Raw genomic sequence first — 13,613 nt, forward strand, 5'->3', positions numbered from 1 at the left:
AATTCACATTGCCAATCTCCTTGCGGCGCCTGACTGATAACAGCTGGAAAGAACCGAATGACTCCTTTGATCGACGCTCTGGAAACCGCGTGTAACAAAATACGCGGTTCTCTTCCTTTTCACTGGCAGCGTCTGCGTACTTTGCCGATGTCGGGTGACGAAACTTTGATCAAGCTTGTCGAGCGCCAGCTCGGCGTTCATATCATTCGTGTCAACAAACAATCGGCTTTGCAAATCGGCGGCATTTATATCGTGCTCACCCCTGCCGGTAATTACCGCGCGGTGGAAGTGGCAAATGATGGTACCTTTGTTTTTCTGGACGAAGACAAACAGAAAAGCCACGAAGAGGAAGCTGATAATATCCGTTCTACTCCTGATGTGGTGACAGTCGAAAGCAAGATCGAACCTTCTCTTGAACTTAAAAAACAGCCTCATAAAAATGGCGTAACGCCGCAGGCTCTCAAAAAAGCTGTGCATCCAGCCGAGGTTGTGAAACTTGATGCAGTCGCCAAAACGGATGACAAGCGTGAGATCACGCAAGCCGGCAACACAGAAACCGCCGGCTCGAAAGCTGCTCAAGGGACAGCTCGGGAAAAAGCACAAAAATTTACCGATCAATGTATTCCGCAATATCAGGTTTTTAAAGCAAGCCTTCTTGACAATTTCGATTTGCGCCGTCTTATTTCTTCGGATCCGGTAGCGGTTTCTATCCTCTGGAAATTGCTTTTCGGTGCAATTTTTATCAATCTGATGATTGTGGTCACACCGCTTTATCTGAATGCAATTTATAGCCGTATTTTGCCGGCTTATGCGTCAGCCTCGTTATGGGCCTTTTCAGTCGGTGTCGCATTGGCGCTGCTTGCCGAATATCTGCTTCGTCGTGACCGACAGAAGCTCAATATTTCGCTCGTCCAGCGCATTCACACAACAATTGAACCCAATATTGTGAGGCGGCTTTTGCGCGTCAATGCCAGCCAGTCGAATGAATGGGGCGCTGCCCAGTTCCGCGCGCTGGATGATTGGAAAATGGTGCGTAATTTCGCGTTTCTGGCACTGAATCTCAATGTTGTGGATGTTCCCTTCATTCTACTTTTTCTTTTGGTCATTGCCATACTCGGGCAATGGGTTGTCGTTGTTCCGATATTCATCATCGGTGTTATTTTTTGCGTCATGTATTACTATTGGCGGCAGGCAGAGTTACAGTTTAACGAACGGCCACTTCACCGCGACCCTCCGACACCCGTCGATATGATGGTCGCCTCCATTATCGGGCGGCCGGATGTTGTCAGCGATCGCTATATGTCCGACTCCGAGACCGATATTGAAGCATGGAAAAAGCGTTATCAACGCAGCGCCGCTTTCCAGCGTTTGAATTACGCCATCAATGGCATTCAGCTTGTGCTCATTGTCATTATGGCCTATTATCTGGTTCTCGCCGGCTCACTCAATCAGGGCGCTATTTTCGCGGTTATCCTGCTTGCCGGCCGTATGTTGATGCCACTTTTCAGCACGTCAAGTATTGTCTATGAGGCTTATGGAGCGCACCGCTCCTACAAGCGGTTGAAAAAACTCATTACCGAAAGTTCCGACAATCAGGATCAACCGATCCATCTTGAAAAATATCAAAATCTGAAATCGCCATTATGGCTAATTGAACATGGCACATTTGCTTATAACAGCGAAAAAGTCATTCTGGATGATCTTGATCTTGTTATACCGAAGGGCCAGAAAGTTGCACTGTTCGGGCGCAACGGGAGCGGCAAAAGCACGTTGCTGAAATTGCTTGCCGGTTATCTTGCACTTGAAAAAGGCACGCTTTCGTTTTCAAAACGTCCGCTTCATGCAGGCGATGAATCGATCAAACATCTCATTCATTATGCCTGGCAAGAGCATGTGATGTTGACAAGCTCGGTATATGAATTTCTGTGTCTGGAAGGCCGGCTCTCGCGCGAAGAATGTGAAAACATTCTCCATCAGCTTGATCTTGTAAGTGGCGAAATGCAAATTGCCGACAAACTGGAAGTGACATGGCGCGATGCCGGTTTTTATCCCAATCCTGCACATCGCCAGATGCTAGCATCTGCCCGCCTTGCACTGACAAAACGCAAGATTCTGCTTCTCGACGAGCCGACCTCGCAATTGTCACAAAAACAGGAAGCACGTGTTGCCAATGTGCTTAAAAACATATTGCAGCCCGATACCACAATGGTCGTGTCGACAGACCGTTTCGATATTCTGAATTTGACGGAACGCGTTATTGTTCTCGATCAGGGGCATATCCAGTTTGATGGGCCAACGCGCGAATTCCTGCGCCGTTCTGTCCGCCCGCAAAATGGCTAAGTCAAAACCTGACGAAAATACCAGACTGGCCGGAACATCTGACTATTCAATGCAGTGTATCTAGCCGGAAATCCGGATTTGTAATCATAGTATTGCAATATAGAAGTTGTGCGAACAAAGTTGGAAATATAGTTCTTTTAGTCTTTTTCAGCTGATTATTGAACGGATATGAATGAAGCCGTCACATAAGTTTTGCCTTGCCCTCCATCTATATTGACTCGCTTGTAACCGCGACATCAGTTCCAAAAACTAGCTATGAATCCAATGGCTCTATTGAAAAACAAGCAATCTGCGAACGACCGGATAGTTTTTGCTACAAAATATCTACAAGAGTTAAGCATGCACTGCGTCCAATGGTTTGCACCAAACCGATAATAAGTGATCCCGTCTATCTGCTTGAGCTATGCCAAAAGTTGATTGCTGTTTTATCAATACGGTGAAAGGTTGCTCACAATTTGCTAAATTGGATGTTGACTGCCGATATGATATAAAGCGGCGGGTCACCTGATGTGTTCAGGAAAGCATCTCGAGCTGCATTCCGGTTCATTTATGCCGGTTTTCAGCGATCAAAAGCCTTGCAACATAAAAAACGGGGATGAGATAAGTTGCATTTCTTGGAAAACACAAAGCCGGCGGCGAAGTTTGCCAGTGCCCGTTTTTGGCAGGAACGGGCAAGTGATATAGCAAAGATAGTACAAAGTGACATCAGGCAAATTGCGGAACGTCTTAAAAATGCCAACAAAGCGGATATAGGTGCTGTTTTCGACGAGTTTTCAGAGTTTCTCGGCAAAGACATTGAAAGCCCTCCTGACAAGGATGATATTGTTGAACTGCTGGCACAATATCTCGTTAGCAAGCCCGTTTTCGATATTTTATTTTCAAGTTCCAGTACTGCTGAACATAACCCGCTGTCACGAAAAGCACTGCGCAAAATTTTCAATAATTTCGACGATATTCGCAAGAGTTCGCACAAGGAAAGCCTCGAACAATTCTATCAAGCTGTTGCAGAACGCGCAAAAGGATTGGAACAAAAACCGGAAGCACGTCAAAAATTTATTGCCGAACTTTATGACCGCTTTTTCAGCAGAGCCTTTCCGAAGATGACCGATCGTTTAGGGATTGTTTATACGCCTGTGGAAGTTGTGGACTTCATTCTTCACAGCGTCGATGACATTTTGCGAACAGAATTCAACTGTTCTTGGGGAAGTCAAGGCGTGAAAATCCTTGACCCTTTCACTGGAACCGGTATTTTTATTGCCCGTCTGATCGAGTGTGGGTTGATCAAAGAAGAAGATTTAGAACGCGTTTATAAAAACGAGCTTCGCGCCAATGAGGTCGTTTTACTTGCTTATTTTATCGCCAAGATCAATATCGAAACAGCCTATCAAGTGAGAAACGGCACGCCCTATCGGGCTTTTTCCGGTGTCCATTTTTGCGATACATTCGTGACCAGTGAAAAAGACAAATCCCGTTTGGTGAAACCTGCCGACAGCCACGACCGCCAACAGGAGCATAAGCAGCTGAATTATGAGAACAGGAGTGATGTGACTGATATCCGGATTATTATTGGCAATCCGCCTTATTCGACAGGGCAGGAGAGCGCCAATGATGATGCCGCCAATCAGCAATATCCGGAAATTGACCGGAGGATTGCCGAAACCTATCTTGCTTCGACATTGACAAAAGGTGGCAAGCGCTCTTCTTATGACAGCTACATTCGTGCAATTCGTTGGGCGTCCGATTATATCGGCAATTGTGGCATTATCGGCTTTGTCACCAATGCCGGCTTTGTCCAATCCGCTTCAGCCGATGGCATGCGCAAATGTCTCGCCGACGAATTTTCCAATATCTACATTTTTCATTTGCGGGGCAATGCGCGCACATCCGGCACATTGCGACAAAAAGAGGGAGGCAATATATTTGGCGTCGGTTCACGCGCTCCCGTTGCCATTTCGCTTCTTGTCAAAAATCCTTTTGCCAAACAAAAGGGGCAGATTTTTTTCTACGATATTGGCGATTATCTCGACATTACTCAAAAGCTTGGAAAAATTAAAAAGCTCAAAAGCATTGCCGGTCTAAAAGATAAATGGCAAAAAATTGTTCCCGACAGCTATCACGATTGGCTTAATCAACGCGATGGTTGTTTCAGGAATTTTCCTGCAATGGGCGACAAAAAGAATATACAGCGCCTTACCATTTTCAAACTCTATTCAAGCGGCGTTGTTTCGGGGAGGGATGCGTGGGTCTATAATGCCTCGAAAAAGAAGCTCTTGCAAAATGTCTGGCGAATGACAGAATTTTATAATCAGGAAATTGACCGATATTCCCGCTACAGGCAACATTTCCCTAACAAAGCTGTCAATGTGAGAAATTTCGTCAAAAAAGACGTAAAAAAATTCAGTTGGGGCGGTGGTAACTGGCAGGCAAGTTTCAAAAAACAGATCAAAGAAACCTTTTCGGAACAATTGACCGAAATATCCAATGTCCGGCCGTTTACAAAATCATGGCACTATAGCGCGACACGTTTCAATCACAGCTCCTATTCGATGAAAGAAATATTTCCGACGGGGGCTTCGGAAAACCTTGCTATTTGTGTGTCCGGTAATGGCAAGCGCGGCGGTTTTTCAGTTATCATGTCAAACAGGATTACAGATTTCCAGTTCGAAGATAATGGCCAATGTTTCCCGCTTTACTTTTATGAAAAAAGCGATGCGGGTGACAAGAGAAAAGACGGCGCCAAACAGAGCGGCTTCAAGCGTTCTCATGCCATCACCGACGAGGCGTTAAAATATTATCAGAACGCCTATTCCGATAATCACATCAGTAAAGAAGATCTGTTCTATTATATTTACGGTGTTTTGCATTCACCGGACTATCGAGCCCGTTTTTCCGACAATCTCGTTAAAGAATTGCCCCATATCCCCGCTGTCAAAACGCTTGAAGACTTCAAGGCTTTTGCAAGCGCCGGTCGCGCATTAGGGCATTTGCATGTGAACTATGAAAGCGTTGAAAAATATCCGGTCAGACTTGTAACAAAAAAGAAGAAACTTGGCGCGGCCGATTTTTATGTAACCAGAATGTGCTATGGCGGGAGGGGCAAAAACAAAGACCGCTCGATCATTCATTACAATGACAAAATTACCCTTACCGGAATACCACTTGCCGCTTATGACTACATCGTCAACAATAAAACCGCGATTGACTGGGTGATGGAAAGGCAAAGTATACGCATTGATAAAACTAGTGGAATTATCAATGACGCCAATGATTTTGCATGCGAAACGATGCATAATCCCGCTTATCCACTAGATTTGTTATTAAGAACCATTACTGTTTCTCTGGAAACGATGAAGATTGTTCGTAACTTGCCGGAATTAGAAATTTGAATTCTGAAAAGATGTTTTCTGTCTGTCGGAGTCAAATTGCAACCGAGGATATTATTGGTTTCAAATCTATAATATTTGTCGCCTTTTTATTTTTATAAAAACCAAAAATTTGACGTTAAAAATAAAATTGTATTTTGAGTCACGAATTTTTAAAACCATATTTATTACCTAGAAAATTGGTAAATTGTCAGGCAATTGGCGAAGAATTTTAGCTAACTTTCATCCCGAAAAATATTGATTTTATATTGTACGCGCGAATAAAAACGGATTTTGATAAACGTGGTTCACATTAATTAACGTGGTTCACATTAATTATTGAAAAATATTAAAATCCGGATAATAAACGCTCTTATTACTCTATCGGAGTATGTTTTTCTCTAAAAAGAGAAAAGCTGATAAATGGCGCCATATGCGGAGGGAAAATATGCACGACAACATAAAGGCTCAAGAGAAATCTCTCAACAGTATTTTAAATGGCGACTATATATTTTCAGTACCGTCGTATCAACGGCCATATTCCTGGACCGAAGAAAATGCAGCGGAACTATTTGACGATTTATTTGATGCTTATCAAAATAAAACAAGCGAGGATGATTCTTACTTTCTCGGCAGTCTGGTGTTGAAAAAGGACCCTTATAAACCTAATTCCGATATTATAGATGGCCAACAACGTTTAACAACAATTACAATTTTACTTGCTATATTGCGCGATCAATTAGCCTCGACAAAGGAAGATCAAGCAGCCTCGACAAAGGAAGATCAAGCAGCCTCGACAAAGGAAGATCAAGCAGCCTCGCCAAAGGTAGATCAAGGAGACTCGAAAAAGGAAAATGAAAAATATAAAAAATATGCTGAAGATATAAATAAAAGTATTTTCCTGACAGATAACGTATTTAACAGAGTAGAAGAGGAGTCTCCAGAAAATAAGTATATTCTAACGATACGGAAAACGGATGAAGAATTTTTTTGTGAGCAAATTAAGCAACAAGGGGCAACGTTGACCGTTAAATCACCAAGCGAACTAACGGACGCCATAGTACGAATTATAGAAAATAGAAAGATTTTATGGAAAAAGCTTTTTGACTTAGATAAAGAAGAAAAATATAAATTTTTCGATTTTATTTTTAAGAATTGTTATCTTGTCGTTATCGAGACACCAAATGAGGAAAGTGCATTTCGTATATTTTCTGTGTTGAATGCGAGAGGATTAAGTTTAACAGTTGCGGATTTATTAAAGGCTGAACTTATTAGCTCGATTCCCGATGATAAACAGAAAGAATCTACAGATAGCTGGGAGGGTTATGAAGAAGATTTAGGCCGGTCGGACTTTACCAATCTATTTTCCTATATTCGTATGATATATGCAAAAAACAAATTGCGTAAAACGCTTCTTAAAGAGTTCCATGAATATGTGATCAACGTTAAAAACGAAAATTCAAAAGTACCTTTTAAAGATGCGGAAGACTTCATTAAAAACGTATTGCGTGAATATGTAGACGCTTACAAAGTGATAAAAAACTGCTCTTATAAAATTGGAAGTAAAGAAAATAATCCTCCTTTCAAAAATAAGGAAGAAAATAATCATTATTTAAAATATAGGGTAGAAATTAATCGTTATTTCAAATATCTTAATAGACTGGATAACTCAGATTGGTTACCTCCTGCTATTGAAGTAATGAAATATTACAAATATAATTGTATGGATAAAGATAAAGATGAATTTTTACTCCATTTTTTTAAAAAATTTGAACGTTTGGCCTACGGGCAATTTATTTTACGCACGACAGCTACCAACAGGATCAATAAATATGGCAAGTTGTTAACCGCTATTCGAGAAGCCGAGGAACACAAAGTACATTTAATAACTGATACGACAACAAAGTCTTGTTTGGAGTTAACCAATGAGGAGAAGGTTCAAATTAGACAGAATCTCAACGGGGATATTTACAATAAGCCGGCTATCAGATTGCCTCTATTGTTACGGCTAGATGAATTTTTGTCCACTGGATCAGCGACCTACGATTACAAGACGATTAGTATTGAACATGTATTGCCTCAAACAAGTGATAATATAGAAAGTTGGACACAAGCTTTTCCGGATGAAGAAGTTAGAGCAACATGGGTTAACAAACTTGCAAATTTGGTGCTTTTGAATGGACGAACGAATTCTTCTGCACAAAATTATGATTTTGAGACAAAAAAAGAAAAATATTTCAAAACCAAAAATGGAAACATTAGCGGGGTTACTAATTTTGCGCTTACAAGTCAGGTTACACAGGAATCTGAATGGACACCGGAAGTTCTTGAAAAAAGACAACAAAAGCTACTTTCGGCCTTTGACGCAATTTGGGATTTAAATTCTAAGGATAGCTAAAAGGTTGACACTATTCCTATCATAGAATCGTTGATGCGGCAAAATGGGCGTGTAATTTCAGACAATAAGATCGAATACAAGTTCTGTAATCTCGTTCGTGGTCAAAAAGTTACAAAATCAGTTGGTACAAACGGTTCTAAACCGTACTGAACGTGAACGCGTGCAGGCTGGAAAAATGTGAAAATCGTTTGGTAGACGTTTTGGTGAATGGCTTTGTTTTTATGCCGGAAAAGCAAGTTTTCGTTATAGAAATCTCCTGGCTGGTATGCGCACTGAAAAATCTCAGTATTTTCGAAAAAGGTGTTAACCCGATTATATGGTTTTAACTTCTGGAAATTTTAAACAATTCAAAGCCTGAGAGCCGCAGGCTTTAAAACAATCCCGAATGAAAAATAGAATAAATTCGTCTCGGCCGGACAGAATTTTACTCAAGTGCTTTGCCGCGTAATGACAACATTCGTCGCTGATAAAACTTTCTCAACAATCAGTCTCTGACGAACGCGATGACTATGAGGTGGGGGCTGTCGATCACTACTGAAAATTTTCTATCTCAAACGTTACTCAAGCTCGTCTGTCGGGGAATAGTGTGGCTTTTCGTCTATCGACGATATAGAGCCTTTCAGCAAACCGGATTGATAACAAAATCTCCGATATTCAGCCCAACAAATTTGAGTGAAGCTAGAAAAATACATTGAATTAAATATTTCATAAATCTATGCGTTATGCCTCCTCCTAAAATTATAAAAGGATGAGGAATTCGATTTAATAAATCCCTTCGGCATTCTTCGGGATTTTACCGTTAAAAATTTAAATATTGAGTAAATAGCAATCATGGGGAAATATTTATGAATAGAGAAGAGTTGAAAAAAGCAGCTTTAGAACTTTTTGACAAAATTGCCGACGAGCATCCGAAAGGACATCAAAAAGTATATATGAATTATTATTTCGTTAAAAATTCAAAACTTTGCTTTGCCTTTGAAAAAAGTTCAAAAACTCCAGCCAATATATGGTGTAAATTAGGAGTTAGGGGCGATGTCAAGGGAATTGACTGCGAGGAAAGCCTCGCCAAGGATCTTTGGCAAAAGGTCAATAGTAAGGGTGAGAAAGTTTACGGTCGCCATTCCGGTTTAAAAAGAGTTGACGAGCTTCGTGATGCTGATTTGATCAAGTACATACCGAAAACACTTGGAGAAGTGCAAAAGGTTGTCGAAGGACTTATAAAAGCGGCAGCCAAAGGTGTGAAATAACGGTGTTTAATTTAAGAGCATTGTGAATCGGACGAAATATAATATTCCTGAATAAAAGAGGCCAGCCCGTCCAGAACAGGTTGGCTATGCTGTATTGTCTACGACAAGGACGATTGGCAGGTTTTAACTTCAAAGCTTGGTTGTCAAATGAGCAAACAAGGACATTCCGATATAAGTTTTAACTTCCTAGTTGAGTCACCTGACATTGTCATAGTTTTTTACGCTTTAGCGCCATTTGTAGACCCGCGGAATTATTCTGGCGGAATTCCGCCCGACATCGAGCTTCAATCCGAAGATAAAACAACGTTAAAGCTCAAGGCGTATTAAATAAAAAAGATCAATGATTGGACAATTGCCAGAGAATTGACGAAGGATAATTTCTATAACTTTCCTAAAACCGGCCTGTTAAAGCTGTTTATCGAAGGCAAAACGGTCGAGAAAATAGATTTGCAAGGGGCTGACAAAGCTTTCATGGCACTTGCGACCTGCGCGATTAAGGCCAACTATTAAATCATATATTCGGTCATATCTCTAAAATCTGAATGCTTTGATCCCGCCAATAAAATTTTACGAGCTACAGGGAAGTCTCATAGGTGAGGGAGAATTTATCACAATGCAACCATCGTAACCGAGATCTATTACGGCTTTTTCAAACGCGTCATGACGTTCTGTTGCAGAGGTTTGATCCCATAAGAAGGCTACCAATTTAGCATCTTCATAGCCCGAGTCCGATTGATAGAGGGTACGATCTTCAGCAAGTTCACCAGTGAAATCTTGAAACGTCTTTTTGGTGTCTTTCCTATATTTTACTTCTATAATTGTATGCAATGACGGGAGATAAAAATCCATTCTGGGCTTCTTATCGCCAATATTTCCAATCGATACTTCGCTTCCAAGATCCGGAAATAAAGAGGCTTAATAACAAGGTGTCTAATCGTCATATGTTCTAGATTTTTATATTTATACCAGTCAAAAAAAGCTCGAATTCGTTGATTTGTAACTTAGTCGAATGGATACATACTGTCTTATTCAGAGGTAAAAATACCTAGTGGAAATCAGAAAACGAAACAATATTGACAATAATGTTGTACAATATCCATATATTCGACGTTCTATTTCACTTTTCAAAAGTTTAAAATTTCTACCGGATATGGAAAGTGAATTCAAGCCGTGTGTTCAAATAATTAATCAAGTAAATCTATGCCAAGTGGTCCAAATCAACATTTTATTCCAAGGTTCTTCCAAAAACCTTTTGCAGTACGACCAAAGCGTAAAGAAATATGGGTTTTCTCGCGCGATCATGTCCCTGAACTGAAGAAACTAAAAAAAATTGGAACGTCTGATTATTTTTATTCTGGACCTAATGATGAGTGTTCATCAACATTGGATGATAAGATCACGACAATAGAAACACCCATATCTAGAAAACTTGCGATTATACGTGAGCAATCTAGCGGAGCAGCTGTAAATTCAAATGATGCTGCCGAAATAGTAAATCATCTAGTTCCCCGTACAGCCCATACACGAATGACCCTAGCAAGAGGCTTATGGATGATGTTTCATAACGTAGAAGCGATTTCGAGCGATAGTTCAGCTGTCAAAAAGCTGATGGGGCTTGATGAAGACGAACCAACGGAAAATTTTCGGGAAGCCTTAGAAGAAAAATTCGGTGAGATAGTTAGTGATAATCCGGTTTTACCAAAACATCTTTGTGAAAGGATCATGTTCTGTTTAATAAAGGAAAACATTCACTCTCTCATGTTTGAGATGACACCGCTTATTCAGGATATGTGTAGGATAGGCAAAGGCTTAACCGAGGACATTGTAAAGGAAGCACATAACAAAGCGCTTCTGGAATTTATGAACTCAGTCCCGCGACTTAAAATGCTGGAGGCGCTGAATTGGACTGTCCAATCTGCTCCTGCAATAGGGGCTATCTTACCGGATTGTGTGGCATTGGCAATTGATCAAACAGGCGTAATTATGCCGGCGATGGTCTCGGACTGGGATCAAACTAAAGCTGTTATTATGCCAATCTCCCCGGACAAACTCTTAGTGGGGTCAAAGAAAGACTTCAAAGTGGAAGAAGAGTTAGATTATAATTTGGAGGCGGTAAAATGTAGTTATGGTTTTTTTCTATCATCTACAGATGATAAAAGATTGATTGAATTGAGTCAGCTAATCGGATCTCGCTCGATACAAATTATTGACGATCAGGTTAACGAGGCAATTGCACCATATTTAAAAAATGAACCGTTGGCAGAGAACAAGATGGTCTCGCCTTCTTTATTAATGAAAGAAGCGATAAATAAACAACCGTGGCAATATGAAATTGTGTGGTCGGGTTGCGACGAATTTGAACATATAAGGGGATTATCAGATACTATAAAAACGATAGTAAACATCTTTGCGCGACAGTTACCTTTGCATCGTCTAGATAGCATTATTATTGCATCAAATTATCAGCAGGCAATAGCAGATGCAGAATTAGGTTATGATTCAAAACATCCCATAGTGAATGTGCCAGAAGAATTCGGAGAAGGTGTTGCCAGAACTCTGGCGGTTTATCGAAAAGGTTGTTGGGAAGAGCAGATAATAATCGACGTGAATGTTATTAGATTATTTCTGAACAAAGATGCCAAGATGGTCGAGTTGGGATTGTATGTTTTTATGCGGCAATTGGCGGATGTGGCGATATTGGAAATGATTTCGCGTAAATTGCCTGATGTTTGGTTGAAGCCCATAAAAGGTACAATGGAAAACTTTTTGTATCCAAATATTAAACCAGCAATTTACGGTTATTTGAGCTCTTATTTGATTGCAGCTTATACAGATCCACTTAGCAAAGCTAATGATTTTCGTGGGAGACTTATCATGTCTCTTGAAGAACTGAAATCGACGGGTAATTCAGCCCGATTAAATTACCGAAGAGACGGAAATTTAGATTTTCTTTTGTCAATTATTCTTCCACGAATTAAGTACACTCTTCAATTTGCCGCTGAACTATTAGGCCATTGCGAAGGCAGTGGTATAGATCCATTTGATGGAAATGGTGAATTAGAAAAAGTTCTTCGCGATTTTGAATTACTTAAATGGTTTCCAACTTTTCAGGAAAGTCTAAGAAAATTGAAAAATAGATTTGGAAAATGGGAAACATTCGATGAATTTATTTCATTAAATATTTGTGTCGAGCGATTAATGTGGCAACTAGGGCTATTCCCGTTTCTTGATAATGAACAAATTAGGATAGAAATTCCTATTGAGATTGACATAGACGAGCTTTTAAAAAACGAAAAATGATAGATATCATGTCATAAAAAATTATTATTAATAAAATATGTAGATTTATTTTATAAAAATTTTTTTAAAAATATTAATAAAATTTCTTAATATTTTTTATTTTATATAAAAATATGTGTTATAAAATATATTTTCTTAAAAAGATATTTTATTTATAGAATATATTAAGGTTCTTAAAATATATTTTATCAAAATCGTATTCACACAGTCATTTAAGTAACTGTCGTCCTAACAGTGTTAGGTATGAGATCATCATGCCCATACGGGCGGTTGACGTTTTGAGAACGATCTATAAAAATTATGAATTATTCCTAGCTCGAATAAAACGATAATGAAATAAAATGTTATCAGGTGAAAATGAATAACTGTAGTCATCATCGGCAATATAAAAATCGAATACAATTCGAAGTGGTGAAAAGCAATTCGGTTAATGTATTAATTATTCAATTTGTCTAAGGAATGGGTGGGCGACAATTGTGAAATGTCCCGTATAATGCTGATATAACTACGCAGAAAGTGTAATGAATTTTTACAAAGGTAATTTTTAATCGCACGATCGCGCTTTTTAAGTACCAAAACCTAATCCTCGATGAATATGTTAAAAAGCAGCATCTCGATCAAATATTTTGTTTTTTAAAATGGTGCCCAGAAGAGGACTCGAACCTCCACGCCTTGCAGCACAGATACCTGAAACCTGCGCGTCTACCAATTCCGCCATCTGGGCATTGCGTTCCATCTAAGCTGGCAATCTTTAACTGTCAACCCGAATTTTGTTTAGCCCACAAGCCAACATGGAATTTATCTCGGCGACAACTTCGCCGATTGATGAAAATTCAACCGGAACGGAAATAAGGTAGTTTTTCTATCAGCAATGCGGGGCAGTAAAATGTCGGGTAGTGTGATCTCAGGCAATGTAACGTCCAGTAGTGTTATGTCGTTCAGTATAACGTCAGGCATCGAAATACC

Annotated in this window: 5 protein-coding genes and 1 tRNA gene; 5 read left to right on the top strand and 1 reads right to left on the bottom strand. The window is 39.9% G+C overall.

The annotated features are described in order from the left end of the window. Window positions 1-57: 57 nt before the first annotated feature. From H3V12_RS00060 to H3V12_RS00085, 5 genes are all read left to right on the top strand, one after another. Window positions 58-2,340 (top strand): ATP-binding cassette domain-containing protein, encoded by a 2,283-nt coding sequence (locus tag H3V12_RS00060; protein ID WP_198211840.1) that lies wholly within the window; start codon window positions 58-60, stop codon window positions 2,338-2,340. A gap of 614 nt (window positions 2,341-2,954) precedes the next feature. Further along, entirely contained in the window at window positions 2,955-5,726 is a 2,772-nt protein-coding gene (locus H3V12_RS00065; RefSeq protein ID WP_198215817.1) for a DEAD/DEAH box helicase, read from the top strand. 424 nt (window positions 5,727-6,150) lie between these two features. Continuing rightward, window positions 6,151-8,100 (top strand): DUF262 domain-containing protein, encoded by a 1,950-nt coding sequence (locus H3V12_RS00070; RefSeq protein ID WP_198211844.1) that lies wholly within the window; start codon window positions 6,151-6,153, stop codon window positions 8,098-8,100. Window positions 8,101-8,945: 845 nt separating this feature from the next. Beyond that, entirely contained in the window at window positions 8,946-9,347 is a 402-nt protein-coding gene (locus H3V12_RS00075; protein WP_198211846.1) for a hypothetical protein, read from the top strand. Between the two features lie 1,200 nt (window positions 9,348-10,547). Beyond that, window positions 10,548-12,647, top strand: coding sequence for a DUF4238 domain-containing protein (locus H3V12_RS00085; protein WP_198211847.1), 2,100 nt, complete (start codon window positions 10,548-10,550; stop codon window positions 12,645-12,647). 639 nt (window positions 12,648-13,286) lie between these two features. Here the strand turns inward: H3V12_RS00085 and H3V12_RS00090 are convergent. Further along, a tRNA-Leu gene (locus H3V12_RS00090) sits at window positions 13,287-13,371 on the bottom strand. Window positions 13,372-13,613 lie beyond the last annotated feature (242 nt).

The sequence above is a fragment of the Bartonella sp. W8167 genome (assembly GCF_016100335.1).
GTDB classification, from domain to species: Bacteria; Pseudomonadota; Alphaproteobacteria; order Rhizobiales; family Rhizobiaceae; genus Bartonella; species Bartonella apis.